Source organism: Pseudomonas bharatica (assembly GCF_048586865.1).
GTDB lineage: Bacteria > Pseudomonadota > Gammaproteobacteria > Pseudomonadales > Pseudomonadaceae > Aquipseudomonas > Aquipseudomonas bharatica.
This window is the reverse complement of the sequence record NZ_JBMAWR010000023.1, coordinates 13471-39825: the sequence shown is the minus strand read 5'-3', so window position 1 is coordinate 39825 and position 26355 is coordinate 13471. Positions and strand designations below refer to the sequence as shown.

Annotated in this window: 27 protein-coding genes and 1 tRNA gene; 14 read left to right on the top strand and 14 right to left on the bottom strand. The window is 63.7% G+C overall.

Features of this window, described 5'->3' with window-relative positions; genetic code table 11:
* Nucleotides 1-45 precede the first annotated feature (45 nt).
* A complete protein-coding gene (locus tag ACKLLE_RS21735) occupies nt 46-849 on the top strand; it encodes a phosphatase PAP2 family protein (protein WP_420059042.1) in 804 nt (267 codons plus the stop codon).
* On the opposite strand, the gene ACKLLE_RS21730 is transcribed toward ACKLLE_RS21735, so the two are convergent.
* Nucleotides 840-1238 carry an RNA-binding S4 domain-containing protein gene (locus ACKLLE_RS21730; protein ID WP_064303131.1) on the bottom strand — a complete coding sequence of 133 codons (399 nt, stop codon included), beginning with the start codon at nt 1236-1238 and terminating at the stop codon, nt 840-842. The genes ACKLLE_RS21735 and ACKLLE_RS21730 overlap by 10 nt on opposite strands.
* 108 nt (nt 1239-1346) lie before the next feature.
* Between ACKLLE_RS21730 and rimB the strand changes: the two genes are divergently transcribed.
* Complete coding sequence (rimB, locus tag ACKLLE_RS21725) at nt 1347-1829, top strand: retropepsin-like aspartic endopeptidase RimB (protein ID WP_009400114.1); 483 nt, start codon at nt 1347-1349, stop codon at nt 1827-1829.
* Entirely contained in the window at nt 1826-2731 is a 906-nt protein-coding gene (rimK, locus tag ACKLLE_RS21720; RefSeq protein ID WP_009400116.1) for a 30S ribosomal protein S6--L-glutamate ligase, read from the top strand. Before rimB ends, rimK begins: the two co-directional genes overlap by 4 nt.
* On the opposite strand, the gene ACKLLE_RS21715 is transcribed toward rimK, so the two are convergent.
* Together ACKLLE_RS21715 and ompR are read right to left on the bottom strand one after the other, a co-directional pair.
* Nucleotides 2728-4041 carry an ATP-binding protein gene (locus ACKLLE_RS21715; protein WP_064303132.1) on the bottom strand — a complete coding sequence of 438 codons (1314 nt, stop codon included), beginning with the start codon at nt 4039-4041 and terminating at the stop codon, nt 2728-2730. The two genes, rimK and ACKLLE_RS21715, sit on opposite strands and share 4 nt — an antisense overlap.
* 125 nt (nt 4042-4166) lie before the next feature.
* Nucleotides 4167-4907, bottom strand: coding sequence for an osmolarity response regulator transcription factor OmpR (gene ompR, locus ACKLLE_RS21710; RefSeq protein ID WP_009400122.1), 741 nt, complete (start codon nt 4905-4907; stop codon nt 4167-4169).
* A gap of 242 nt (nt 4908-5149) precedes the next feature.
* Between ompR and ACKLLE_RS21705 the strand changes: the two genes are divergently transcribed.
* From ACKLLE_RS21705 to ACKLLE_RS21690, 4 genes are all read left to right on the top strand, one after another.
* Nucleotides 5150-7468 (top strand): Tex family protein, encoded by a 2319-nt coding sequence (locus tag ACKLLE_RS21705; RefSeq protein WP_420059041.1) that lies wholly within the window; start codon nt 5150-5152, stop codon nt 7466-7468.
* Nucleotides 7465-7851 carry a PaaI family thioesterase gene (locus ACKLLE_RS21700; protein ID WP_009400126.1) on the top strand — a complete coding sequence of 129 codons (387 nt, stop codon included), beginning with the start codon at nt 7465-7467 and terminating at the stop codon, nt 7849-7851. Before ACKLLE_RS21705 ends, ACKLLE_RS21700 begins: the two co-directional genes overlap by 4 nt.
* A 154-nt stretch (nt 7852-8005) precedes the next feature.
* A complete protein-coding gene (gshA, locus tag ACKLLE_RS21695) occupies nt 8006-9589 on the top strand; it encodes a glutamate--cysteine ligase (protein ID WP_009400128.1) in 1584 nt (527 codons plus the stop codon).
* A gap of 1 nt (nt 9590) precedes the next feature.
* Nucleotides 9591-10217, top strand: coding sequence for a TetR/AcrR family transcriptional regulator (locus tag ACKLLE_RS21690; RefSeq protein WP_420059040.1), 627 nt, complete (start codon nt 9591-9593; stop codon nt 10215-10217).
* Nucleotides 10218-10327: 110 nt separating this feature from the next.
* On the opposite strand, the gene ACKLLE_RS21685 is transcribed toward ACKLLE_RS21690, so the two are convergent.
* The 8 genes from ACKLLE_RS21685 to ACKLLE_RS21650 all read right to left on the bottom strand — a co-directional run bounded on the left by ACKLLE_RS21685 (nt 10328) and on the right by ACKLLE_RS21650 (nt 17499).
* Nucleotides 10328-10543, bottom strand: a complete 216-nt coding sequence (locus ACKLLE_RS21685) for a TOBE domain-containing protein (protein ID WP_009400132.1) — start codon at nt 10541-10543, stop codon at nt 10328-10330.
* Nucleotides 10544-10571: 28 nt separating this feature from the next.
* Nucleotides 10572-11384 carry an aliphatic sulfonates ABC transporter ATP-binding protein gene (ssuB, locus tag ACKLLE_RS21680; RefSeq protein WP_009400134.1) on the bottom strand — a complete coding sequence of 271 codons (813 nt, stop codon included), beginning with the start codon at nt 11382-11384 and terminating at the stop codon, nt 10572-10574.
* Nucleotides 11381-12178 carry an aliphatic sulfonate ABC transporter permease SsuC gene (ssuC, locus tag ACKLLE_RS21675; protein WP_009400136.1) on the bottom strand — a complete coding sequence of 266 codons (798 nt, stop codon included), beginning with the start codon at nt 12176-12178 and terminating at the stop codon, nt 11381-11383. The genes ssuB and ssuC overlap by 4 nt, the downstream gene beginning before the upstream one ends.
* Nucleotides 12179-12188: 10 nt before the next feature.
* Nucleotides 12189-13337 carry an FMNH2-dependent alkanesulfonate monooxygenase gene (gene ssuD / locus ACKLLE_RS21670; protein ID WP_420059039.1) on the bottom strand — a complete coding sequence of 383 codons (1149 nt, stop codon included), beginning with the start codon at nt 13335-13337 and terminating at the stop codon, nt 12189-12191.
* 58 nt (nt 13338-13395) lie between these two features.
* Nucleotides 13396-14361 carry a sulfonate ABC transporter substrate-binding protein gene (locus ACKLLE_RS21665; protein WP_009400141.1) on the bottom strand — a complete coding sequence of 322 codons (966 nt, stop codon included), beginning with the start codon at nt 14359-14361 and terminating at the stop codon, nt 13396-13398.
* A gap of 100 nt (nt 14362-14461) precedes the next feature.
* The gene (ssuE, locus tag ACKLLE_RS21660; protein WP_009400143.1) at nt 14462-15055 is read right to left on the bottom strand and encodes an NADPH-dependent FMN reductase; all 594 of its coding nucleotides are present in this window, start codon (nt 15053-15055) and stop codon (nt 14462-14464) included.
* 310 nt (nt 15056-15365) lie between these two features.
* On the bottom strand, nt 15366-16004 hold the full coding sequence (locus ACKLLE_RS21655; RefSeq protein WP_279899718.1) for a peroxiredoxin: 639 nt from the start codon (nt 16002-16004) through the stop codon (nt 15366-15368).
* 169 nt (nt 16005-16173) lie between these two features.
* The gene (locus ACKLLE_RS21650) at nt 16174-17499 is read right to left on the bottom strand and encodes an OprD family porin (protein ID WP_420059038.1); all 1326 of its coding nucleotides are present in this window, start codon (nt 17497-17499) and stop codon (nt 16174-16176) included.
* A gap of 342 nt (nt 17500-17841) precedes the next feature.
* Here ACKLLE_RS21650 and tauA point away from each other — a divergent pair, with 342 nt between their 5' ends.
* Entirely contained in the window at nt 17842-18816 is a 975-nt protein-coding gene (gene tauA, locus ACKLLE_RS21645; RefSeq protein ID WP_009400148.1) for a taurine ABC transporter substrate-binding protein, read from the top strand.
* 39 nt (nt 18817-18855) lie between these two features.
* Here tauA and pobA read toward each other — a convergent pair whose 3' ends face one another.
* A complete protein-coding gene (gene pobA / locus ACKLLE_RS21640; RefSeq protein WP_420059037.1) occupies nt 18856-20043 on the bottom strand; it encodes a 4-hydroxybenzoate 3-monooxygenase in 1188 nt (395 codons plus the stop codon).
* Between the two features lie 254 nt (nt 20044-20297).
* Between pobA and ACKLLE_RS21635 the strand changes: the two genes are divergently transcribed.
* Nucleotides 20298-21182 carry a helix-turn-helix domain-containing protein gene (locus ACKLLE_RS21635; RefSeq protein ID WP_009400154.1) on the top strand — a complete coding sequence of 295 codons (885 nt, stop codon included), beginning with the start codon at nt 20298-20300 and terminating at the stop codon, nt 21180-21182.
* Between the two features lie 40 nt (nt 21183-21222).
* Here the strand turns inward: ACKLLE_RS21635 and ycaC are convergent, their stop codons facing one another.
* Nucleotides 21223-21855 (bottom strand): isochorismate family cysteine hydrolase YcaC, encoded by a 633-nt coding sequence (ycaC, locus tag ACKLLE_RS21630; RefSeq protein ID WP_420059036.1) that lies wholly within the window; start codon nt 21853-21855, stop codon nt 21223-21225.
* Nucleotides 21856-22066: 211 nt separating this feature from the next.
* Between ycaC and parS the strand changes: the two genes are divergently transcribed.
* Nucleotides 22067-22537, top strand: a complete 471-nt coding sequence (gene parS / locus ACKLLE_RS21625; RefSeq protein ID WP_064303140.1) for a type II RES/Xre toxin-antitoxin system antitoxin — start codon at nt 22067-22069, stop codon at nt 22535-22537.
* Complete coding sequence (locus ACKLLE_RS21620; protein WP_064303141.1) at nt 22534-23025, top strand: RES family NAD+ phosphorylase; 492 nt, start codon at nt 22534-22536, stop codon at nt 23023-23025. Before parS ends, ACKLLE_RS21620 begins: the two co-directional genes overlap by 4 nt.
* A 94-nt stretch (nt 23026-23119) precedes the next feature.
* Here the strand turns inward: ACKLLE_RS21620 and ACKLLE_RS21615 are convergent.
* Nucleotides 23120-23196: transfer RNA gene (locus ACKLLE_RS21615), tRNA-Arg, on the bottom strand.
* Nucleotides 23197-23375: 179 nt separating this feature from the next.
* Between ACKLLE_RS21615 and ACKLLE_RS21610 the strand changes: the two genes are divergently transcribed.
* The 3 genes from ACKLLE_RS21610 (at nt 23376) to ACKLLE_RS21600 (ending at nt 26257) form a co-directional block, all read left to right on the top strand.
* Nucleotides 23376-24125, top strand: a complete 750-nt coding sequence (locus ACKLLE_RS21610) for a GntR family transcriptional regulator (protein ID WP_009400167.1) — start codon at nt 23376-23378, stop codon at nt 24123-24125.
* Nucleotides 24122-25846, top strand: a complete 1725-nt coding sequence (locus ACKLLE_RS21605) for a fumarate reductase/succinate dehydrogenase flavoprotein subunit (RefSeq protein ID WP_420059035.1) — start codon at nt 24122-24124, stop codon at nt 25844-25846. Before ACKLLE_RS21610 ends, ACKLLE_RS21605 begins: the two co-directional genes overlap by 4 nt.
* Before the next feature lie 165 nt (nt 25847-26011).
* Entirely contained in the window at nt 26012-26257 is a 246-nt protein-coding gene (locus ACKLLE_RS21600) for a 4Fe-4S dicluster domain-containing protein (RefSeq protein ID WP_009400169.1), read from the top strand.
* The last annotated feature ends 98 nt before the right edge of the window (nt 26258-26355 follow it).

Sequence of the window (26355 nt, the reverse complement as noted above, 5' to 3'; positions counted from 1 at the left end):
GCACCTGAAGGTGCTCGCATGGCAATTTTTCTGGAGAGGTATCTTATGGACAATCGACCACTGTTCCAAGCGAGGTGGTCCTGGGGCCCATTGGCAGCCTGTACGCTGCTACCCATTGCGCTACTGTGTTTCTGGTTATGGCCTTTTGGCCAGATCCTCTGCCTGACTTTCGACGAGTGGCTGTTCCACAGCCTCAATGCGCCGCTGGCCGACAACGCCGCCTGGCGCTATATCTGGACCCTCGGCAGCCTGCGTCCCTTCGATATCGTCGTCGGCCTGATCCTGCTGGCCGTGCTGATCCGTGGCAATTGGGTGTTCAAGGCGTACCAGGTGCGCGAAGCCTTCTTCGGCTTCTTCGTCACGCTGCTGCTCTTAGTGGTGGTTCGCGCGCTGTTTTCCAAGTGGGTGGACGCTGCCGGCTGGCAGCATCACAGCCCGTCCATGGTGTTCGAGGATGCCATTCGCCTCAGCGATTTCTACCCGCACCTGGAAGCCACCTGGGAACTGAAGGACCGTTCCAGCAAGAGTTTCCCGGGTGACCACGCCTCGGTCCTGCTGGTCTGGGCGCTGTTCATGACCCTGTTTACCCGGGGGCTCTGGCAGAACCTGGTGGTCTGGGGCCTGGCCGTGCTGTTCATGCTGCCGCGCCTGGTCGCGGGGGCTCACTGGGGCCAGGACGATTACATCGGTGGCTTGCTGATGGCCGTGCTGGCACTCGGCTGGAGCTGCTTCACGCCACTGGCTGCAAGGGCCAGCGCCGCGCTGATGCGCTGGACCGCGCCGTTGTTCGCCTTCGCCACCCGCCTGCCGGTGATCCGGCAATTGAGCGTGGTCAGCGGTCAGTCGTAATTGCCCTGGAATTGATGGATCTGCCGACGCTGTTTCTTGGTCGGCCGGCCATCGGTGGTCACGCCCAGCGCGCCGGCCTTGCGCAGCTCCGCCGCCTGTTCGCGGCGGCGGATGCTGTCTGCGGTTTCCTCGTATAGCGTCTGTGCCTCCGGCGCGCCCCGGCGCACGATGGACAGCGCCTTGACCACCACGGTCCTTTCGTCGAAACCGGTACGCAGGACGAACTCGTCGCCGATACGCGGCTCCTTGCCGGGCTTGCAGCGCTCGCCGCGGCAGTGCACCTTGCCGCTCTCGATGGCGGCCTTGGCCAGGGCGCGGGTCTTGTAGAAACGCGCGGCCCAGAGCCATTTGTCCAGACGAACCTTATCGTCGTCTTCCTGATAAGCCATGACACAGCTCCGTTGAATTGCGGTCATGGAACTGTACTACCGTAACTGACGGATGCAAAAAGTCCGCTGCCTGCTTACAGTTCACCGAATTTTCCCGGGTTGCCCATCGTGAAGACATTTGATCATCTGAGCGTTATCGGTTTGCGCGAGTGGGTGGCCTTGCCCGACCTCGGCCTGGCCGGCCTGCGCGCCAAGATCGATACCGGCGCCAGCACCTCCAGCCTGCATGCCACCGAGGTCGAGCCGTTCACGCGCAATGGTGAACGCTGGGTGCGCTTCAACGCCCACCTGGGTTCGGTAGTGCAAATGCGTCACCGCCGCTGCGAAGCGCCGCTGGTCGCGATGAAGACCATCAAGAGCTCCAATGGTCACGCCCAGGTGCGTTACGTCATTCGCACGGCACTTGCGCTGGGCGACAGGGTCTGGGAAGTGGAGTTCACCCTGGCCTGTCGCAAGGCCATGCGTTATCGGCTGCTTCTAGGCTCCAAGGCCCTGGTGCACGGCCAGCTGGTGGTCAACCCAGGGCTCAAGTATGTACAGGACAAGCCGGCGTTCCCGGCAACCATTACCCCTTCCACAGGTGCTGCATGAAGATCGCTGTGCTGTCGCGTAACCCGCGTCTGTATTCCACCCGTCGTCTGGTCGAGGCCGGTACGCAACGGGGCCATGAAGTGGTTGTGATCGATACCTTGCGCGCCTACATGAACATCGCCAGCCACAAGCCGCAGATCCACTATCGCGGCAAGCCACTGGAAGGCTTCGATGCGGTGATTCCGCGCATCGGCGCCTCGGTGACCTTCTACGGCTGCGCGGTGCTGCGCCAGTTCGAGATGATGGGCGTGTATCCGCTCAACGAGTCCGTGGCCATCGCCCGCTCGCGGGACAAGCTGCGCTCGCTGCAATTGCTGTCGCGCCGTGGCATTGGCCTGCCGGTGACCGGCTTCGCCCACTCGCCGGACGATATTCCCGACCTGATCCAGATGGTCAATGGCGCACCGCTGGTGATCAAGGTGCTGGAAGGCACCCAGGGCATCGGCGTGGTGCTGTGCGAAACCACCAAGGCCGCCGAGTCGGTGATCGAGGCGTTCATGGGCCTGAAGCAGAACATCATGGTCCAGGAGTACATCAAGGAAGCCGGTGGTGCGGATATCCGCTGCTTCGTGGTCGGCGACAAGGTGATCGCCTCGATGAAGCGCCAGGCCAAGCCGGGGGAGTTCCGCTCCAACCTGCACCGCGGTGGCACCGCCAGCCTGATCAAGGTCACCCCTGAAGAGCGCATGACCGCCATTCGTGCGGCCAAGGTCATGGGCCTGAGCGTGGCGGGTGTGGATATCCTGCGCTCCAACCACGGCCCGCTGGTGATGGAGGTGAACTCGTCACCCGGTCTGGAAGGCATCGAGGTCACCACCGGCAAGGATGTCGCCGGGATGATCATCGAGCATCTGGAAAAGAACGGCGGGCCCAACCAGACCCGCACCAAAGGAAAGGGCTAGACGGCGTCGCGCGGTAGCAGCAGGCCCAGTGGCAAGCGCACCCGGGCCTCGATCCCGCCACCGGAGCGATTGCGCAATTCCACGTTGCCGCCATGCTGGGCCGCGATCCGCCGCACGATCGCCAGGCCCAGCCCGGTGCCTTTGCCGCTGCGGGCCTTATCGCCGCGAATGAACGGGTTGAAAATGGCATCCAGCTCGGCGGGATCGATCCCCGCACCGCGGTCCAGCACGCTCAGCACCACGTATGGCGCATTGGCGTCACCCGAGACATAAGCGGCTACTTCAACGCCCTTGCCCGCGTGATGCAGCGCGTTGCCGATGAGGTTGTTGAGCAGGCGCTTGATCGAGACACGGCGCAGCGGGAAGGGCGGAATCGGCTCCAGGCACAGGCGCACCTGTTCCTTCGGCTGGTTGAACGGCGCGACCACTTCGCGCACCAGGTCGCTCAGGTCCACTTCCTCGACGGGCTCGTCGCGGCCGTCGCGGATGAAGGCGAGGAACTGGTCGAGGATGGCGTCCATGTCCTCGATGTCGCGGACCATGTCGTCGGTCAGGTCGCTTTCGCTGGGCAGCATGGACAACGACAGGCGCAGGCGGGTGAGGGGCGTGCGCAGGTCATGTGAGACCCCGGCCAGCATCAGTTCGCGCTCCCGGCCGGCCTGTTCCACGTCCTCGGCCATCTGGTTGAAGGCGCGGTATACCTCGGTCATCTCGCTCGGTGTGTCGCTGATCGGCAGGCGCACGCTGCGGCCCTGGCCCAGTTGCCGGGCGGCGAACACCAGGCGCTTGAGCGGCTGGTTGAGCTGGCGCACGAAGATCCACGCCGAGGCGGTGGACAGCAGGCCGATGGCGAGGAACCAGCCAAGCACGTTCCAGATTTTCTGGCCGCGCAACGGGTGCGGGTACAGCGGCACCTTGAGCCAGTCGTCGCCCAGGCTCGGCGCCCTGACCCAGAGCGCCGGAGGCGAATGGACGCGCAGGCGGACCTCGGTGTCCTCGCCCAGTTCGGCCTGCATCTGGCGCTGGTAGATCTCGCTGTAGGGCCAGTGCTGCTCGCCCTCGGGCACGCCGTTGCCGGTGACGCGGATCAAGCCGGCGGCTTCGGCGACCTTGTCGCGGTTCTCCTCGTCCGCTGCCCAGTACGCGCGCAGGGTCAGGGCGACGCCGTGGCTGTACTGGCGATCGACCAGCACGTCCTCGTTCATCAGCAGGTAGACCAGGGTCAGCGCCTTGGAAAACAGGACGACGATCAACACCAGCCACAGGGTGCGGGCGAAGAAGCTTTGCGGAAACCACAGTGGCGTTTTCATGGACGACGGCTACACGCTTGGCAGGTGCGAGCGCGGCTCGCGGGCAGGGCAGGAGGTGATCCAAGCAAAAGCAGGGCAACCTTGCGGTGGCCCTGCTTTCGATGACTCATCGGTAACACGTGCCATCACTTGCCGGCATTGCCGTCCGGCACGAACACGTAGCCCACGCCCCAGACAGTCTGGATGTAGCGCGGCTTGGACGGGTCAGGCTCGATCATGCGGCGCAGGCGCGAAATCTGCACGTCGATGGAGCGCTCCAGCGCATCCCATTCGCGGCCACGGGCCAGGTTCATCAGCTTGTCGCGGGTCAGCGGCTCGCGGGCGTGCATGACCAATGCCTTGAGCACGGCGAACTCGCCGGTGGTGAGCATGTGCACTTCGTCACCGCGCTTGAGTTCGCGTGTGGCCAGGGACAGCTCGTAGTCGCCGAAGGTGACGGTTTCGTCCTCGCTGCCCGGTGCGCCCGGCACCGTCGGCGCCTGGCGGCGCAGTACGGCCTTGACCCGCGCGACCAGCTCGTCGGGGTTGAACGGCTTGGCCAGGTAGTCGTCGGCGCCCAGTTCCAGGCCCTTTATCCGGCTCAGCTCGTCGCCCTTGGCGGTGAGCATGATGATCGGTACCTGGTTGTTCGCTGCGCGCAGGCGCCGGCAGGCGGAAAGACCATCCTCGCCGGGCAGCATCAGGTCGAGGACGACCAGGTTGAACACCTCGCGCGCCAGCAGGCGGTCCATCTGTTCGACATTGGGTACTGCCCGTGCGCGATAGCCCTTGCTGGTGAAGAAACGCTCGAGAAGGCTGCTCAGGCCCGGGTCGTCATCGACGATGAGGATCTTTTCGCCTTCGGCTGTTTGTGCAGTGCTGCTCATGGGTAGCTCCTTTAATCTCGGCGCGCATTATGGCTTAGCCGCCATTTGCGGGTGCCGAGCTCATTGTTAGCAGATTTTTCCCCGTGTGCCAGCGGAATGGTCTGTCAGGCTGGCCAGCCGCTATCACCGCAAGCCTTTTGCGCTGGGTATAATGCGCCGCTTTTCACCGCGCGCCGCCATGCCCCGACGCCCTCTGGCGCCGGCCCCTGCGGCCAAGCATTCACAATTTGTCAGGTGGTTTTATGGACAGCATCAACAGCCGCATCGCCGAAGAACTCGGCGTCCGCCCGCAACAGGTCGAGGCGGCCGTGGCTCTACTTGATGAAGGCTCCACGGTGCCTTTTATCGCCCGTTACCGCAAAGAAGTGACCGGCAGCCTGGATGACACCCAGCTTCGCACCCTCGAAGAGCGCCTGCGCTACCTGCGCGAACTCGACGAGCGTCGCGCCAGCATCCTGGCCAGCATCGAGGAGCAGGGCAAGCTGACCCCGGAACTGGCCCGCGAGATCAAGCTCGCCGACACCAAGACCCGCCTCGAAGACCTGTACCTGCCGTACAAGCAGAAGCGTCGCACCAAGGGCCAGATCGCCCTGGAAGCCGGCCTCGGCGAACTGGCCGACGGCCTGCTGGCCGATCCGCAACTGTCCCCCGAAAGCGAGGCCGCGCGCTTCGTCGATGCCGAAAAAGGCATTGCCGACGTCAAGGCTGCGCTGGAAGGCGCCAAATACATCCTCATGGAGCGCTTCGCCGAAGACGCTGCCCTGCTCGACAAGCTGCGCAACTTCCTGACCCAGGAAGCCACCCTGTCGGCCCGCGTGGTGCCGGGCAAGGAGGAAGAGGGCGCCAAGTTCCGCGACTATTTCGAACATGACGAACCGCTCAAGGGCGTGCCGTCGCACCGTGCCCTGGCGATCTTCCGCGGGCGCAACGAAGGCGTGCTGTCCGCCTCGCTCAAGGTCGGCGAAGAACTCCCGGGCACCCTGCACCCGTGCGAACTGATGATCGCTGAGCGCTTCGGCCTGGCCAACCAGGGCCGTCCGGCTGACAAATGGCTGGCCGAAGTGGTGCGCTGGACCTGGAAGGTCAAGCTCTACAGCCACCTGGAAACCGACCTGTTCGGTGAGCTGCGCGACAATGCCGAAGGCGAGGCGATCAACGTGTTCGCCCACAACCTGCACGACCTGCTGCTGGCCGCTCCGGCCGGCCCGCGCGCGACCCTGGGCTTCGACCCGGGCCTGCGTACCGGCTGCAAGGTCGCGGTGGTCGATGCCACCGGCAAGCTGCTCGACCACACCACGGTCTACCCGCACGCGCCGAAGAACGACTGGGATCGCACCATCGCCATCCTCGCTGCCCTGTGCGCCAAGCACTCGGTGGAGCTGGTCGCCATCGGCAACGGCACCGCCAGCCGTGAAAGCGACAAGCTGATCTCCGAGCTGGTCAAGAAATACCCGGCGCTGAAGATCACCAAGGTCATGGTTTCCGAGGCTGGCGCTTCGGTGTACTCGGCATCCGAACTGGCCGCCCGCGAATTCCCCGACCTCGATGTGTCGATCCGTGGCGCCGTGTCCATCGCCCGCCGCCTGCAGGACCCGCTGGCCGAGCTGGTGAAGATCGACCCGAAATCCATCGGCGTCGGCCAGTACCAGCACGACGTCTCCCAACTCAAGCTGGCCCGTGGCCTGGACGCGGTGGTCGAGGACTGCGTGAACGCCGTCGGCGTCGACGTCAACACCGCCTCCGTGGCCCTGCTGGCACGCATCTCCGGCCTCAACGCGACCCTGGCACAGAACATCGTCAGCCACCGTGATGCCAACGGCGCCTTCAAGACCCGCGCCGCCCTCAAGAAAGTCAGCCGCCTCGGCGAGAAGACCTTCGAACAGGCCGCCGGCTTCCTCCGTGTGATGAACGGTGACGACCCGCTGGACGCCTCGGCCGTCCACCCCGAGGCCTACCCGCTGGTACAGCGCATCGCCGCCGACACCGGCCGCGATATCCGTTCGCTGATCGGCGACAGCGGCTTCCTCAAGCGTCTCGATCCGAAGAAGTTCACCGACGAGACCTTCGGCCTGCCGACCGTCACCGACATCCTCCAGGAGCTGGACAAGCCCGGCCGCGACCCGCGCCCCGAGTTCAAGACCGCCGAGTTCCAGGAAGGCGTCGAAGACCTCAAGGACCTGGTGCCGGGGATGATCCTCGAAGGCGTGGTGACCAACGTCACCAACTTCGGTGCCTTCGTCGATATCGGCGTGCACCAGGACGGCCTGGTGCACATCTCGGCGCTGTCCGAGAAGTTCATCAAGGACCCGCGTGAAGCGGTCAAGGCCGGCGACGTGGTCAAGGTCAAGGTCATGGAAGTGGACATCCCGCGCAAGCGCGTCGGCCTGTCCATGCGCATGAGCGACACCCCGGGCGAGAAGGTCGAGGGTGCCCGCGGCGGTCGCCAGGGTTCGGGTGGTCGCCAGCAAGGCGCGCCAGCGCGGGTCAAGGACACCCCGCCACCGGCCAACAACGCCATGGCCTCCTTGTTCGCCAACGCCAAGCAGTTGAAGAAGAAGTGACGGGCGCGCCTGAAGACATCGTCCAGAGCGCCTTCAGCCAGTTGCTGGGCTGCCGTCTGCAACGCCTCGAAGCGGGCGTTGCCGAGGTGGCCCTGGCCCTGGAGCCGCACCTGCGCAATCGCGGCGGTTTCCTGCATGGCGGGGCGATCTTCAGCCTGGTGGACATCGCCATGGGCCTGGCCTGCTCCAGCAGCCACGGCTTCGATCGGCGCAGTGTCACCCTGGAATGCAAGATCAACTACGTTCGTGCGGTCAGCGAAGGTGAAGTGCTGTGTATCGCCCGCGTCCTGCACGCCGGGCGCCGCACGCTCGTACTGGACGCCGACGTATTCCAGGACGACAAACTCGTCGCCAAGGCCCAAGGCACCTTCGCGGCGCTCTAGCCGCAAAAGGCCATCTGCGGTACTTTCGGCAGTGCGCTGGGCGCTGCCGATTCCCTGCGAAAACCAGGCGACAACGCCAGTTCCTCCTGTCCACCCTTGTAGACCGTCATTTCCACCCCCATATCGGGGCGACTGATGTGTGAAGGAATCCATCTTGAGCGAACTTCTCAACCGCCGCCTGAGCCTGCTTGGCCAAGGCGACAACCTCTCCCTGCTCAAGCAGTGCCTGCACGGCATCGAGCGTGAATGCCTGCGCGTGACCGAGGACGGTCGCCTGGCCCAGACACCGCACCCCGAGGCCCTGGGCTCGGCGCTGACGCACGAATCCATCACCACCGATTATTCCGAGTCGCTGCTGGAATTCATCACCCCGGCCCTGGCCGACCCGGCGCAGACCCTCGAAAGCCTGGAGAACATCCACCGCTTCGCCGTCAGCAAGCTCGGCAGCGAGTACCTGTGGAGTCCGTCGATGCCGTGCCCGTTGCCGGCGGAAGAGGACATCCCGATCGCCTGGTACGGCACCTCGAACATCGGCCAGCTCAAGTACGTCTACCGCAAGGGCCTGGCCCTGCGCTACGGCCGCACCATGCAGTGCATCGCCGGTATCCACTACAACTTCTCGCTGCCGGAAAAGCTCTGGCCGCTGCTGCGTGATGCCGAAGGCGGCAGCGGTGACGACCGTGACTACCAGTCGTCGGCCTACATTGCCCTGATCCGCAATTTCCGCCGCTACAGCTGGCTGCTGATGTACCTGTTCGGTGCCTCGCCGGCGCTGGACGCAGGGTTCCTCCGTGGCCGCCCGCACCAGCTCGAATCCTTCGACGCCGACACCCTGTTCCTGCCGTGGGCCACCAGCCTGCGCATGAGCGACCTGGGCTACCAGAGCAACGCCCAGGCCGGCCTGACCCCCTGCTACAACGACCTCGCTAGCTACACCGACAGCCTGCGCCGCGCCGTGGCCACGCCCTACGCGCCCTATGTCGAGATCGGTACGCACAAGGATGGCGAGTGGGTGCAGCTCAACACCAACATCCTGCAGATCGAGAACGAGTACTACTCGAACATCCGTCCCAAGCGCGTGACCTATACCGGCGAGCGGCCGATCCAGGCGCTGGTGGCCCGGGGCATCCAGTACATCGAAGTGCGCTGCCTGGATATCAACCCGTTCCTGCCGACCGGCATCGATTTGCCGCAGGCGCGGTTCCTCGATGCCTTCCTGCTGTTCTGCGCCTTGGAAGAAAGCCCGCTGCTGCAAAACGGCGAGTGCGGCCAGTGCACCGACAACTTCCTCAAGGTGGTCAAGGAAGGCCGGCGTCCGGGCCTGCAACTGCACCGCGACGGCCAGCCGGTCGAACTCAAGGCCTGGGCCTCCGAGCTGCTGGCGCGTATCGCACCGTTGGCCGAACTGCTCGACCGCAGCCAGGGCAGCGACGAGCACGCCCGTGCCCTCGCCACCCAGGCGGCCAAGGTCGACGACCCGGCGCTGACCCCGTCGGCCCAGGTGCTCGCCAGCATGACCGCGCACCAGGAAAGCTTCGCCGCCTTCGCCCTGCGCCAGAGTCAGCTGCATGCCGACTACCTGCGCAAGGAGCCGCTGCCGGCTGAAGAGCAGGCGCGTTTCGAAAGCCTGGCCCGTGCTTCGCTGGAAGAGCAGGCGCGTCTGGAGCAGCAGGAAGTCGGCGACTTCGACCTGTTCGTCGGCGCCTACCAGGCCAGCATCCTGGCGATCAGCAACTGACATGAGCCGCGGCAGCACCCCTCGCAAACCCCGCGCCCGCAGCCAGGCGCGGATCGACTCGATCCTCGACGCGGCCCGCACCTTGCTGGCCAGCGAGGGCGTGGCCAGCCTGTCGATCTACAGCGTCGCCGAGCGCGCGCAGATCCCGCCGTCGTCGGTCTATCACTTCTTCGCCAGCGTCCCGGCCTTGCTCGAGGCGCTGACGGCGGATGTACACGGCGCGTTTCGCGCCTGCCTGCAGGCGCCCATCGATAGCGCGAGCCTGACCGGCTGGCGGGACCTGGCGCGGCTGGTGGAAGCGCGGATGCTGGAGATCTATCAACAGGACGCCGCCGCCCGGCAACTGATCCTCGCCCAGCATGGCCTGAGCGAAGTGACCCAGGCCGACCGCCAGCACGATATCGAGCTGGGCGACCTGATGCACAAGCTGTTCGAGCAGCATTTCCGCTTGCCGGAGCTGCCGCGTGATGTGGATGTATTTGCCTTGGCGATGGAACTGAGCGACCGGGTATATGCCCGTTCGGTGCAGGTGCACGGGCAGATCACGCCGCGCATGGCGGAGGAGGGGATGCGGGTGTTCGAAGCGTATGTGGGGCTGTATCTACCGCCGTTCCTGCCCAAACACTGATCAAAGGCCGACCGCGATCAATGTGGGAGCGGGTTTACCCGCGATTGCAATAGTGAATTCACTACCGCAATCGCGGGTAAACCCGCTCCCACAAGGTCCGCGCAGGTCCATCACAGCTTGGCGATGGAAACCTCGGTCGATTTCACGAAGGCAATCACCTCGCTGCCGATGGTCAGTTCCAGCTCCTTGACCGAACGGGTGGTGATCACCGAAGTGACGATGCCCGAGGCGGTCTGCACGTCGATTTCCGACAGTACCGGGCCTTCCAGGATTTCTTTCACGGTGCCTTTGAACTGGTTACGTACGTTGATCGCTTTGATAGTCATCTGCTTGCTTCCTTCGTAGGTTCTGAGGTCAATGAGCCCAGCGCAGTTGCGTAGGCAAGGGTGCTACGGGTTCGGGCCCGGGCGGAGTGCCAGGGATCGAGAGAACACGGTTGAGTACTTCGGTTTCCAGCGCGGCCAGGCGGTGCGAGCCACGTACCCGTGGGCGCGGCAGGTCCACGTGCAGGTCGAGGCCGATTTCGCCGTCCTCGATCAGGATCACCCGGTCGGCGACCGCTACCGCTTCGCTGACGTCGTGGGTCACCAGCAGCACGGTGAAGCCGTGCTTGCGCCAGAGGTCTTCGATCAATTGCTGCATTTCGATCCGGGTCAGGGCATCCAGGGCGCCCAGCGGCTCGTCGAGCAGCAGCAGGCGCGGCTGGTGGATCAGGGCGCGGGCCAGGGCCACGCGCTGCTTCTGCCCACCGGACAGGGCTGCCGGCCATTCATTGGCACGGTCGGCCAGGCCTACCGCTTCCAGTGCCTGCCTGGCACGTTCCTGCCACTTGCCTTCGAGACCCAGGCCGACGTTGTCGATCACCCGCTTCCACGGCAGCAGGCGCGCTTCCTGGAACATCAGGCGGGTGTCTTCGCGAGCGTCCGACAGTGGCGCGCTACCGGCCAGCAATTCACCACCGGTCGGTTGGTCGAGGCCGGCCAGCAAACGCAGCAGGGTGCTCTTGCCACAGCCACTGCGACCGACGATGGCGACGAACTGGCCGGCCGGGATGTGCAGGTCGATATTGCGCAGGACCTTGCGTTGGCCGAAGGTCTTCTCGACCTTCTGCACCGCCAGCGGGATGCCACGCAGCAGGCGCGGCGGCTGTTCCTTGAGAACGGTCATGCGCGGTCTCCCTTGCTCACTTGATAGGCCGGGTGCCAGCGCAGCCAGACACGCTCCAGGCCGCGGGCAGCGAGGTCGGCCAGCTTGCCGAGCACCGCGTACAGCACGATCGCCAGCACTACCACGTCGGTCTGCAGGAACTCGCGGGCGTTCATCGCCAGGTAGCCGATGCCGGAGTTGGCCGAGATGGTCTCGGCGACGATCAGGGTCAGCCACATGAAGCCGAGGGCGAAGCGCACGCCGACCAGGATCGACGGCAGCGCACCCGGCAGGATCACCTGGCGGAACAGGGCGAAGCCGCTGAGGCCGTAACTGCGGGCCATTTCCACCAGCGCCGGATCGACGTTGCGGATGCCGTGGTAGGTGTTCAGGTAGATCGGGAACAGCGTGCCGAGGGCGACCAGGAAGATCTTCGCCGACTCGTCGATGCCGAACCACAGGATCACCAGCGGGATCAGCGCCAGGTGCGGCACGTTGCGGATCATCTGCACCGAGCTGTCCAGCAGGCGCTCACCCCAGCGCGACAGGCCAGTGATGAAGCCGAGCACCAGGCCGATGCTGCCGCCGATCAAGAAGCCCAGCCCGGCACGCCAGCCGCTGATTGCCAGGTGGGTCCAGATTTCGCCGCTGCGCACCAGTTCGACGCCCGCGGAAATCACCGCGCTTGGCGCCGGCAGGATGCGGGTCGACAGCCAACCGGCGCTGACCGCCAGTTGCCAGATCGCCAGCAGCGCTACCGGCAGGGCCCAGGGCGCCAGGCGCTGGACCCAGGAGTTGGAAGAAGAACGACTCATGGCGTGATCCTCAACGCTGCGCCGCGGCTTTGGGCAGGATGTCGTTGGCCACCATCTCGCCGAACGGGCTGACGTAGCCACGCTCCTGCGGCAGGGCCGGACGTTCGATATCCAGGTGCGGGAACAGCAGTTCGGCCACGCGGTACGACTCTTCCAGGTGCGGGTAGCCGGAGAAAATGAAGGTGTCGATGCCCAGCTCGGCGTATTCCTTGACCCGCGCTGCCACGGTCGGGCCATCGCCGACCAGCGCGGTACCGGCACCGCCACGCACCAGGCCGACGCCGGCCCACAGGTTGGGGCTGACTTCCAGGTTGTCGCGGTTGCCGCCGTGCAGGGCGGCCATGCGTTGCTGGCCGACCGAATCGAAGCGCGCCAGGGAAGCCTGGGCACGGGCGATGGTGTCGTCGTCCAGATGGGAGATCAGGCGTTCGGCGGCTTTCCAGGCCTCGTCGTTGGTTTCGCGGACGATCACATGCAGGCGGATACCGAAGCGCACGGTACGGCCCAGCCTGGCGGCCTTCTCGCGGACTTGCGCGATCTTCTCGGCCACCGCGCTCGGCGGTTCGCCCCAGGTCAGGTACAGCTCGACCTGCTCGGCGGCCAGGTCCTGTGCGGCGTCGGAAGATCCACCGAAATACAGCGGCGGACGCGGTTGCTGGATCGGTGGATAGAGCAGCTTGGCGCCCTTCACGGTGATGTGCTTGCCGTCGTAGTCGACCGTCTCGCCTTCCAGCACCCGACGCCAGATGCGGGTGAATTCCACCGATGCCTGATAGCGTTCTTCATGGCTGAGGAACAGGCCGTCGCCGGACAGTTCGTCAGGGTCTCCACCGGTCACCAGGTTGAACAGCGCGCGCCCGCCGGACAGCCGGTCGAGGGTCGCGGCCTGGCGTGCCGCCACGGTCGGCGAAATGATCCCCGGGCGCAGGGCCACGAGGAACTTCAGGCGCTGGGTCACCGGGATCAGCGACGCGGCCACCAGCCAGGAGTCCTCGCAGGAACGCCCGGTGGGGATCAGCACGCCGCCGAAGCCAAGACGGTCGGCCGCCTGTGCCACCTGCTGCAGATAACCGTGATCGACGGCGCGAGCGCCTTCGGCGGTGCCAAGGTAATGGCCGTCGCCATGGGTCGGAAGAAACCAGAAAACGTTGAGGCTCATTGGAGTTGTCTCCTAAGGGTGGCTCAGACCGGGGCGGTGCCCCGGCTCGGGCGAAACGTCAAGGTGCGGTGGCGACCTTGGCCGGTGGCGTCCAGATCACGTCCTTGATGCTCAGCGGCTTGGGGATCAGCTTCAGGCTGGTGAAGGTGTCGGCGATCTTCTGCTGCGCGGCGACCACTTCCGGGGTCAGGAAGCCGGCACCGTAGCCCTGGCGCTTGACCGAGGTCAGGGTGATATCGGCGGGCAGGCCGAGCAGCGGCGCGACCTGGTCGGTCACTTCCTGCGGGTTGGCCTTGGACCATTCGCCCACGGCACGCACCTCGTCCACCAGGGCGCTGATCACTTCAGGGTGCTTCTGCGCATAAGGCTTGGTGGCCAGGTAGAACTGATGGTTGTCGACGATGCCCTGGCCATCGCGCAGGGTGCGGGCTTGCAGCTGTTGCTCGGCGGCGGCCTGGTACGGGTCCCAGATCACCCAGGCATCGACGCTGCCACGCTCGAAGGCGGCGCGGGCATCGGCGGGCGGCAGGAACACCGGCTGGATATCGCTGTATTTCAGGCCAGCGTCCTCGAGGGCGCGGACCAGCAGGTAATGCACGTTGGAGCCCTTGTTCAGGGCGACCTTCTTGCCCTTGAGTTCCTTGACCGACTGGATCGGCGAACCCTTCGGCACCAGGATCGCTTCGCTGTGCGGCGCTGGCGGCTCGTAGGCCACGTACAGCAGATCGGCGCCGGCGGCCTGGGCGAAGACGGGCGGGGTTTCGCCGGTCACGCCGAAATCGATGGAGCCGACGTTAAGGCCTTCCAGCAGTTGCGGGCCGCCGGGGAATTCAGTCCATTGCACCTGCACGCCTTGGGCGGCGAGGCGCTTTTCCAGGCTGCCCTTGGCCTTGAGCAGAACCAGGGTGCCGTACTTCTGGTAGCCGATACGCAGGGTTTCGGCCTGGGCTTGAGTGATGGCGCCGAAGGTAACAGCCGCAGCGAACAGAGCGGCCAGACCACGACGCAAAACGACAGTGCGCATAGCGCTCTCCTTTTGCAGTGTTGGGATTCGGGCTGCACCTGCTTGCCTCGTTGTCGGGCCAGTAAGGTGGGGGTTGCACGATGAAACGGGTGCTACGGGATCAGATGCTCCAGCGGGCACTGATCAGGCGTTCGTTGAGCAGGCCGGGCGCCAGGGGTTTCGGGCGACGGGCCAGGGCGCTGTGGAACAGCTCCAGGGATTCGTTCAGGCGCTGCTCCAGGGCGGGCGCCAGATGGGCCGGGACATTGCCCTGGCCGTAGGCGACCTGGCTGTCGTCGGCGAAGATCCCTTGCAGGGTCTCCTGCGCCTTCAAGGCCGAGAGCACCGGTTTCAGGGCGTAGTCCACCGCCAGCATATGGGCGATGCTGCCGCCGGTCGCGATGGGCAGCACCACCTTGTGACTCAGGGCGCGCTCGGGCAGCAGATCGAGCAGGGTCTTCAGGGCACCGGCGAACGACGCCTTGTACACCGGGGTGGAAACGATCAGGCCGTCGGCCTGTTCCACCAGCTGCTGGAAATGCTGGACCTGAGGGCTGTCGAAACGGGCATGAAGCAGATCTTCGGCCGGGAAGTCCCGCACCTGAAACGTCACCACTTCCACGCCCTGGCCTTGCAGCCAATCGCGTGCGCGTTCGAGCAGCACGCCGGACCGTGAACGCAGGCTGGGACTTCCACCGATAGAAACGACCAACATTGAATGCGCATCCTTGGAACTGTTCGAAAGGCCCGCGAGTTAGGTGGCTCGCTGGAATGGGGTGACATTAACAGGTGCTTGCATATATCTAGAAATCATATTTTTTCATTTGTTTATATGAATTGGAGATATGCGTTTTGGGGTTGTATGCGGCCCCTGTGGGAGCGGGTTCACCCGCGATTGCGATAGTGAATCCACTACAGCAATCGCGGGTGAACCCGCTCCCACAGGGGCCGTGTACAGCTTGGAAGCAGGCAAAAAAAAGGGCCGTCGAAACGGCCCGAAAATCCCTGCGATGGCTAAATCAGAATCAACGGTTCGGCTGTGGGGTCAGGCGCAGATAAGGCTTGACCGCGCGGTAGCCCTTGGGGAAGCGGCGCTTGATCTCTTCCTCGTCCTTCAGCGACGGCACGATCACCACTTCGTCACCGTCCTGCCAGTTGGCCGGGGTGGCCACCTTGTGGTTGTCGGTGAGCTGCAACGAATCGATCACCCGCAGGATCTCGTGGAAGTTGCGCCCGGTACTGGCCGGATAGGTGATGGTCAGGCGGATCTTCTTGTTCGGGTCGATCACGAACAAGGAACGCACGGTGAGGGTGTCGTTGGCGTTGGGGTGGATCAGGTCGTACAGGTCGGAAACCTTGCGATCGGCATCGGCCAGGATCGGGAAGTTGACCGTGGTGTTCTGGGTTTCGTTGATGTCGTCGATCCAGCGGTGGTGGGAGTCCACCGGGTCCACCGACAGGGCGATGGCCTTGACGCCGCGCTCGGCGAACTGCTCCTTCAGCTTGGCGGTGAAGCCCAGCTCGGTGGTGCACACCGGGGTGAAGTCGGCCGGGTGCGAGAACAGCACGCCCCAGCTGTCGCCGAGCCACTCGTGGAAGCGGATCTTGCCGGCGCTGGAATCCTGTTCGAAGTCGGGGGCGATATCGCCGAGTCTGAGGCTCATGGTGCGGGTCCTTGGCTGTTCGTTGATGGACTCAACTGTGCCTGTAGGCCGAGCAAATTAAAAAGAATAAATATCGATTTATTTAGATCGTAAAGAGATAACAAATAGTGGACAAAACAACGCCCGCACGGCACGGGGCCGGGCGGGCGTTGGGTATCTCGCGGCGGGGTTACAGCAGCGGGATGGAGTAGCTGAGGATCAGGCGGTTTTCGTCCTGGTCCTTGGTGTTGGCGATGTCAGAGCGCCACATGGCGTTCTTCCACATCACGCCGAAGTTCTTCAGCGGACCTTCCGGTACGACGTAAGCTACGGTGATGTCGCGTTCCCACTCGGTGCGGTCGCCGATGGCGGCATCAATGTTGTCACCTTTCAGGTAAACCACACCGGCGGTCAGACCAGCCACGCCAACCTTGGCGAAATCATAGGAGTAGCGAGCCTGCCAGGTGGACTCACCGGCACGGCCGAACTTCTGGATCTGCGAGTCGGTGATGGTGTAGTTGGACGAGCCGTCACCCTGGTTCAGCCAAGGGAAGTCGCTGTCGCCGCGGCTCTTCTGGTAGCCGCCGCCGAAGGTGTGACCGGCAACGGTGTACAGGAACAGTGCGCTGTAGAGATCGTTGTCGACCTTGCCTTTGGTGGTGGTGCCACCGTAGTAGCCGGTGGTGTAGTAGGCGGCGGTATCACCATTCTTGCCGTCATCGGTACTGTGGAAGTAGCGGAAGTCGGATTTCAGTACGCCCGGGCCGATAGCCCAGTTGTGAACGGCACCCAGGAAGTGCTGTTTGTAGAAGTCTTCCAGGCCGCCGTACCAGTACTGAACCAGCAGGTCCTTGGTCAGCTTGTAGTCGGCACCAGCATAACGGAACTGGTTGCTGAACCTGCCGGTGCGGGCATTGTTGGCGCCAGCGATGGACAGCTCTTCGTTGTTCGAAGAGTTACGACCCTTCACATGCTCGATCTGGCCGGCAGTCAGGGTCAGGTCCTTGATGTCGTTCGAAACGACCTGGCCACCTTCGAAGGTCTGGGTCAGCAGGCGCCCGTCGTTGGTGGAGATGACCGGGTTCTTCGGCGTCAGGGTGCCAAGACGCAGTTCGGTTTCGGAGATTTTCACCTTGGCGGTAGCGCCCAGGCTGGAGAAGTCGTTGACTGCACGACCGTCGCTGTCGGTCGGGAAGACCAGGCCGCCGTAGCCGGTGCTGGCACGGTTGCCATGACGGCCTTTGCCGGAGTCGAGGCGTACGCCCAGCAGGCCGATGGCATCAACACCGAACTTGACCGTGCCTTCGGTGTAGCCGGAGGTGAAGTCCAGCTGGAAGCCTTGGCCCCACTCTTCCTGATAGTTGTAGTCGGTGTTGGTACCGTGGTTACGGTTGTCCTGGTTGATATAGAAATTGCGCAGCTTCAACGTGGCCTTGCTGTCGTTGATGAAATCAGCTTGGGCTTGTTGAGTCAGGATCCCCAGCGCGACGGCAAGAGTCAGGGTCGACTTCTTCATGGATGAATTGCTCCTCTCTGTTTCTAATTCTTGTGGTTCGTTAACGGTCGGGTCTTGCGCCCGGCTCGTTGTCGATGGGCGATTAGCACCAATGGATGACCATCGAGTCAATCGTAACCAGTCGTTTCAAGACTTTGGTCTAATGCGCCATGCTGGGGGCGAAGGATAATTACAATTCGATAAACCTAAAAAGAATTATTTGTGTTTTTTTAAGATTTTTTTGACATAACCAACAAAAATTTCACATCGCTTCGGGCACATAAGCTAATGCCCATAAATTATTTCTGGTTGGTTTTTTAGATCATTTAGATTCATGGCTTTCCCCTTCCGGAATTCCCCGCCATGAAGCCGTCCCGTCCGCTCAAAGTATTTACCGCCCTGGCCCTCACCGGCTTGACCCTGGTCAGCCATGCCGCCGGTCTCACCGTGGGCTACCAGACCGGCATCGATCCCAGCAAGGTGCCCCAGGCCGATGGTGCCTACGAGCAGGCGATTGGCGAGAAGATCGACTGGCGCCGCTTCAACAGCGGCCCGGAAGTGGTCACCGCGATTGCCTCCGGCGACGTGCAGATCGGCAACCTCGGTTCCAGCCCGCTGGCCGCTGCCGCTTCGCGCAAGCTACCGATCGTGGCCTTCATCGTTTCGGCGCAGATCAACGCCGCCGAAGCGCTGGTGGTGCGCAATGGCAGTGGTATCGACAGTCCGAAGGACCTGGTCGGCAAGACCATCGCCACCCCGTTCGTCTCCACCTCCCACTACAGCCTGCTCGGCGCCCTCAAGCACTGGGGGCTCGATACGCGTCAGGTGAAAGTGGTGAACCTGCAACCGGCGGAAATCGCCGCGGCGTGGAAGCGTGGGGATATCGATGGCGCCTTCGTCTGGTCGCCGGCGCTGGGCGAGATCCGCAAGACCGGCAAGACCCTCACCGACGCCGCCGAAGTCGGCGGCTGGGGCGCACCGACCTTCGAAGTGTGGGTCGCACGCAAGGACTTCGCCGAGAAGCACCCGGACGTCGTGGCGAAGTTCGCCAAGGTGACCCTGCAATCCTTCGCCGACTATGCGGCGAACAAGGCGCAGTGGACTGCCGACTCGGTGCCGGTACAGAAGATCGCCAGGCTGACCGGCTCCAATCCCGCCGATGTGCCTGAACTGCTCGCAGGCTCCGCCTTCCCCGACGCCCAGGCCCAGGCCGGCCTGCTGCAAGGCCAGACCCCGGCGGCGATCGCCGAGACGGCAAAATTCCTCAAGGAGCAGGGCAAGGTGGAAACCGTGCTGCCGGACTACGCGCCCTTCGTCAGCGCGAAATTCGTCCAGTAGCAATCATCGCGGCTGCCCTTGGGCGGCCGCGTTCCTGCATCAGCACACCTCTTCGTAAGGCAGGCCGACATAGTTCTCCGCGATATTCGCCAGGCCCACACGGGAATTGAGGAAGTATTCGCGATCGGCCTCCTGCATCTTGCGGTCCCAGGCGTCCTTCTCGCCGTCGAAGTCATGCAGCAGGTTGGTCATGAACCAACTGAAGCGCTCGCCTTTCCACACCCGGCGCAGGGCCAGCTCGGAGTATTTCTCCAGCAGGTCGGTGCGCCCCTCGCGGTAGACCTTGACCAGGATGCGGTACAGATAGCAGACGTCTGACGCCGCCAGGTTCAGGCCCTTGGCCCCGGTAGGCGGGACGATATGGGCAGCATCGCCGACCAGGAACAGCTTGCCGTACTGCATCGGTTCGACGACGTAGCTGCGCAGCGGGGCGATGCTCTTTTCCAACGACGGCCCGGTGACCAGGCGCGCGGCGACGTCTTGCGGCAGGCGTGCCTTCAGTTCGTCCCAGAAGCGCTCGTCGCTCCAGTCCTCGACCTTGTCGGTCAGCGGCACTTGCAGGTAGTAGCGGCTGCGGGTCAGCGAGCGCTGGCTGCACAGGGAAAAGCCGCGCTCATGCTGGGCGTAGATCAGCTCTTCGTTGACCGGCGGTGTGTCGGACAGCAGGCCGAGCCAGCCGAACGGGTAGACCCGCTCGTATTCGGTCAGCACGCCTGCGGGAATGGTCTTGCGCGATACACCGTGGTAACCGTCGCAGCCGGCAATGTAGTCGCAATCGATGCGCTGGCGCTCGCCGTCCTTTTCGAAGGTCACGTAGGGGCGCTCGCCTTTCACTTCGTGCAGTTGCACGTCGCTGGCCGAGTAGATGATCGGTGCGCCACTGGCGCTGCGGGCGTCCATCAAGTCGCGGGTGACTTCGGTCTGGCCGTAGACCATCACGCTCTTGCCGCCGGTGAGTTCGGTCAGGTGGATCGGTACGCGCTTGCCGTCGAACACCAGCTCGACGCCTTCGTGGACCAGGCCCTCGGCGTCCATGCGGGCGCTGACCCCGGCTTCGCGAAGCATATCGACGGTGCCTTGTTCGAGGACGCCCGCACGGATACGGCCCAGGACATAGTCCGGGGTCTGGCGTTCGATGATGATGTTGTCGATGCCAGCCTTGTGCAGAAGCTGGCCGAGCAGAAGGCCGGACGGACCGGCGCCGATGATGGCGACCTGAGTGTTCATGGCGGTTGTCTCGTGTTTGTTTTTAGGTGTGAGATCGCCTGTATTTTTTGCCGAACAAACCGGAAACAGAAGGTGATTTGTTGCCGGTAAATTGCACTTTTGAAAAATATGTCCGATTATCGATCACCTTTTTTGGGGCAATGCGGACCCTGTGGGAGCGGGTTCACCCGCGATTGCGGTGGTGAACCCACCATAGCAATCGCGGGTGAACCCGCTCCCACAGGCCCGCGAAACCCATGAGCCTGGCGTTCCAGATGAAAGCAACCCAACCACCCGTCCCCGTCTTCAAGCTCTACGGCGAAAGCCAGGCCTGGCCGACCCCGGACCTGTTGCATTGCGAGTCCATCCCCAAGCGCAGCAGCCTGTACCACTGGGAGATCAAACCCCACCGCCACGCCGACCTGTTCCAGTTGCTCTACGTGCAACATGGCCAGGCGACGGTGGAAGTGGAAGGGCGGCGCAGCAGGATCGTCGAGCCTTCGATCCAGGTCACGCCGCCGCTGTGCGTGCATGGTTTCCAGTTTTCCGAGGATATCGAGGGCTACGTGCTGACCCTCGGCGCCCCCTTGGTGGCACAACTGGAAGCACGTCTCGGCGCGCCCCTGGCGGTGCTGGCGTCGGCCGGTTGCTATGCGCTCGGCGAGGATCACGCCTTCATCAACACCCTGTTCGAAGCCTTGCTCAAGGAATACGAAGGCAGCGCCGTGTCCCGCGACCTGGTGCTGGGCTCGCTGGTCAATGTGCTGATGGTGTGGATAAGCCGCACGCGCCAGCAGAACAAGACCGCCAGCGGACGCGACGAGCGCAACCGGCAGTCGCTCGGCGGGTTCATCAAGCTGGTGGAACAGCACTATCGCGAGCACCTGACCGTGGAAACCTTCGCCCATCGCCTGGGCATGTCGGCAGTGCACCTGAACAACCTGTGCCGTCAGCTCGCCGGGCAGACCGCGCTGCAGATCATCCACCAGCGCCTGCTGCTGGAGGCGCGGCGCAACCTGGTCTACACCAACATGACCGTGGCCCAGGTCTCGGACAACCTCGGCTTTGCCGACCCGGCGTATTTCTCGCGGTTCTTCCGTCGCCTGACCGGACAGTCGCCGAATGGCTTCCGTCGGGGCGGTGAAAAAGAAGCGCAATAGCAAGCCCGCTCAGTGCGAGCGGGCTTTCTTCATTCAGCGATCACTTGGCAGTCAATGCCGCGTAGCTGTTCATCAGGTTGCGGTAGTTGGGAATCCGCTGCGACAGCAGGTTGCCCAGACCTTCGATATCGTTGCGCCAGTCGCGGTGCAGCTCACAGGCCACCGAGAACCAGTTCATCATCTGCGCGCCGGCCTGGGTCATGCGGTTCCACGCGGCCTGCTGCACGGTGGTGTTGAAGGTGCCGGAAGCGTCGGTCACCACGAACACGTCGAAGCCTTCGGCCAGCGCCGACAGGGTCGGGAAAGCCACGCACACATCGGTTACCACGCCGGCGATGATCAGCTGCTTGCGGCCGGTGGCCTTGATCGCCTTGACGAAGTCTTCGTTGTCCCAGGCGTTGATCTGGCCTGGGCGCGGGATGTACGGGGCGTCCGGGAACATCTCTTTCAGCTCCGGCACCAGCGGGCCGTTCGGGCCTTGTTCGAAGCTGGTGGTGAGGATGGTCGGCAGGTCGAAGAATTTCGCCAGGTCGGCCAGCGCCAGCACGTTGTTCTTGAACTCGTTCGGCGAGAAGTCCTGCACCAGGGAAATCAGGCCGGTCTGGTGGTCAACCAGCAGGACTACGGCGTCGTCTTTGTTCAGGCGGTTGTAGGTGTAGGTGGCGTTGGTCATGGTGGAAATCCTTTTGTTCGAGAAGTTTGTTTTGGGTGGTTGCCGCTAGGTGTGGCCAGATTAGGGTGTTCTCGAAACGGGATAAATCGGGTGAAAACGGTATGACTGTCTCGCTCTGGTGGACAACGAATGGAAGGCGACGGGCTGTTGGTGTAGGTCGCGACAAATGGCGCTATGCTTGCGTCACTTGTCGCACCTCAAGGAGTACGCCATGGCCGTCGCCGACACCTATGCCCGCAAGTCCCTCCGTGCCAGTCGCCGGCCGACGGAGTACCTGCTTCGAGAAGAGGCCGGGCTGCTCAGTCCTGTCATGGTCTACCGCCTTACAGCCAAGGGGTTTGACCTGAAGGATGTACAGGCGATGCTGGCGCTGTCCGAGCTGTATTCGACGCGCAAGATCATGAGCCGCATCGTCGGCAAGTCTGTACGCACGTTGCAGCGCCAGGGCAGCAAGGAGTCCGCCCACCTCAATGCCCAGCAAAGTGCCGTGGCCTTCCAGTTCGCCCGGGTGCTGGAGCGTGCCATCGAAGTGTTCGGTTCGTTGAGGCTTGCCGAGGAATGGCTCGGGCGTCCGTGCAAGTACCTCGACGGCGATGTGCCGCTGGATGTCATCGACAACCCGGTCGGATTCCAGGCGGTCGAGGATTACCTGGAGCGCATCGAGCACGGGGTCTATCAGTGAATCCGTTGCCATGGTCCGGTGGCTGGTACGCATGGCGCCTCGATCGTGAGGTGTACAAGGATTCCTGGGACAGCGGCATCGGTGCGCACAAGCTCGGCGGGCGCTGGAATCCGCCGGGGCGCAAGGTGGTGTACGCCGCGGCGGACCCTTCGACCGCCATTCTCGAAGTGGCGGTGCATCTGGGCTTCGATGCGCTGGACACGGTGCGCCACGTGCTCACCTGTTTCGAAGTGCTGGACCCCACCCTGATCAAGGTCGTACAGCCTGAGGACGTACCCAACCCGGTCTGGCTCAGCAGCGCGGCGGCTTCGCCCAACCAGCAGAAATTCGTCGATGCCTTGCTGGCAGAGCATGCCTTCGTGTTGATCCCGTCGGCGGTGAGCCGGCATTCGTGGAATCTGCTGATGAGCTGCGAGCTGGCGGCGGGGAAGTATCGGCTGGTGCAGCAGGAGCGGTTTGGGCTGGATACGCGGTTGGTGAAGGGGTAGCTGGTAATAGAACGACGTTCCCACACGTGCAGCCTTGCGGTAATCGCGCTGAAAATGAAAAAGGCCCAGGCTTTCACCTGGGCCTTCTCGTATATGGCGCACTCGGCGGGATTCGAACCCACGACCCCTGCCTTCGGAGGGCAGTACTCTATCCAGCTGAGCTACGAGTGCAACGCGGGCGCCATGATACCCATCTTGGGGTATGGCGTCCATCGCCTTGATCTTAGGCCGTTTTCCCCAGCACCACAGACTATCCATATTCGATAACGGTATTTCACCATCCGGTCTTAGATCGCCTAACCTCTCGTCACAACTTGTTATAACAAGTCACCGAACAAGCGAAGAGAACCATGGCCGAATTGCTCCCCCTGTCCCCGGTACCGCTGTATTCCCAGCTCAAGGAAGTGTTGCGCGAACGCATTCTGGACGGCACCTATCCACCGCACAGCCGCATGCCGTCGGAGAGCGAGCTGGGCAAGGCGTTCGAGGTCAGCCGGATCACCGTGCGCCAGGCGCTGGGGGACCTGCAGAAGGAAGGGCTGATCTTCAAGATCCACGGCAAGGGCACGTTCGTCGCCAAGCCCAAGGCTTTCCAGAACGTCAGCACCTTGCAGGGCCTGGCCGAATCCATGACGCAGATGGGGTACGAGGTGATCAACCGCCTGCGCAGCCTGCGCCATGTGCCGGCCAGTGCCCTGGTGGCGGCGCGCTTGCAGATCGAGGAGGGCGCGCCGGTGACCGAGATCCGCCGCGTGCGCCTGATCAACCGCGAGCCGGTGTCGCTGGAGCTGACCTGGCTGCCCCGCGCCGTCGGCGAGAAGCTGGAGAAGGCCGACCTGGTCACCCGCGACATTTTCCTGGTGCTGGAGAACGATTGCGGCATCGCCCTCGGCCACGCCGACCTGGCGATCGATGCCGTGCTGGCCGACAGCGACCTGACCCAGGCCCTCGAGGTCGAGGAGGGCTCGCCGATCATGCGCATCGAACGCCTGACCCACGCCGCCGACGGTACGCCGCTGGACTTCGAACACCTCTATTACCGTGGCGACGCCTTCCAGTATCGCCTGCGCATCGACCGCCAGAAGGGGCCCAAGGCATGAGCATCGAGACCCAGGACTACGACATCGTCATCATCGGCGGCGGCACCGCCGGGCCCATGGCCGCGATCAAGGCCAAGGAGCAGAACAAGGCGCTGCGCGTGCTGCTGCTGGACAAGGCCAACGTCAAGCGCAGCGGCGCCATCAGCATGGGCATGGACGGCCTGAACAACGCCATCATCCCCGGGCATGCCACGCCAGAGCAGTACACCAAGGAAATCACCGTGGCCAACGACGGCATCGTCAACCAGGCCGCCGTGCACGCCTATGCCACCCACAGCTTCGAAACCATCGAGCAACTGGATCGCTGGGGTGTGAAGTTCGAGAAGGACGAAACCGGCGACTACGCGGTGAAAAAGGTCCACCACATGGGCGCCTACGTGCTGCCGATGCCGGAAGGGCATGACATCAAGAAGGTGCTCTACCGCCAGCTCAAGCGCGCCCGGGTCGAGATCAGCAACCGCATGGTCTGCACCCGCATCCTCCTTAATGGCGAAGGCGCCGCCGCCGGGGTACTGGGTTTCGACTGCCGCAGCGGCGAGTTCCGGGTGATCCGCGCCAAGGCCGTGGTGCTTGCCTGCGGCGCGGCCGGGCGCCTCGGCCTGCCGTCCTCGGGTTACCTGATGGGCACCTACGAGAACCCGACCAATGCCGGCGACGGTTATGCCATGGCCTATCACGCCGGCGCCGAGCTGGCGAATCTCGAGTGCTTCCAGATCAACCCGCTGATCAAGGACTACAACGGCCCGGCCTGCGCCTACGTTACCGGTCCGCTGGGTGGCTACACCGCCAACAGCAAGGGCGAGCGCTTCATCGAGTGCGACTACTGGAGCGGCCAGATGATGTGGGAGTTCCACCAGGAGCTGGAGGGCGGCAACGGGCCGGTGTTCCTCAAGCTGGATCACCTGGCCGAGGAAACCATCCAGAACATCGAGGAAATCCTGCACAGCAACGAGCGGCCGAGTCGCGGGCAGTTCCACGCCAATCGCGGTACCGACTACCGCCAGCACATGGTCGAGATGCATATCTCCGAGATCGGCTTCTGCTCCGGGCATTCGGCGTCGGGGGTGTGGGTCAACGAAAAGGCCGAGACCAGCGTCAAGGGCCTATACGCTGCCGGCGACATGGCGGCGGTGCCGCACAACTACATGCTCGGCGCCTTTACCTATGGCTGGTTCGCCGGGGTCAACGCGGCGAGCTATGTCGCTGAGCGTGAATTCGCCGAGGTGGACCTGGAGCAGGTCGAGCGTGAGCGCGAGCGGGTCTTCGCGCCGCTGCACCGCGAGCACGGCCTGCCGCCGGCCCAGGTCGAGTACAAGCTGCGACGCATGGTCAACGACTACCTGCAGCCGCCCAAGGTAACCAAGAAGATGGAAATCGGCCTGGCGCGTTTTGCCGAGATCGAGCGCGACCTGGCGCAGATGAAGGCGCACAACCCCCACGAGCTGATGCGGGCGATGGAAGTGGCGGTGATCCGCGACTGCGCCGAAATGGCCGCCCGGGCCTCGTTGTTCCGCGAGGAAAGCCGCTGGGGCCTGTATCACCACCGGGTCGATTTCCCCGAGCGCAACGATGGCGAATGGTTCTGCCATTGCCATCTGAAGAAGGGTGAGGACGGGGCGATGACCAGTTTCAAGAAAGCGGTCGAGCCTTACCTGATTGCACTGGATGCCGACGAGCAGACGGCCTATGAGCGCCTGCGCGTGCGGGTCGACGCCGCCTGATTTTGTGGTGGCCTCATCGCCGGCAACGCCGGCTCCCACAGGATCTGTGTGCACCGCCGAAACTGTGGGAGCCGGCGTTGCCGGCGATGAGGCCATCAGCCACACCACAAGCCCCATTGTCAGCCACAGATAAAGAGAGCCACAGGCTCCAAGGACACCGTGAAAATGGCCTATCAAGCCCAGGACATCTTCTTTCGCAGCAGCGCCCCGGTGACCATCGACGAGGACAAGTGCATCGCCGAGAAAGGCTGCACCGTGTGCGTCGAGGTCTGCCCCATGGACCTTCTGGCGATCAACCCGGCCACGCAGAAGGCCTACATGGCCTTCGACGAGTGCTGGTACTGCATGCCCTGCGAGAAGGACTGCCCCACCGGCGCGGTCAAGGTGGAGATCCCCTACCTGCTGCGCTGATCCGCCAAGCGAAACGCCATCCGGCCCAACCACCGGACGCCCTGACACTGCCCCCTCGTTTCCCACCACCCAGCCCGGTGGCGGAGACGATTCCAATA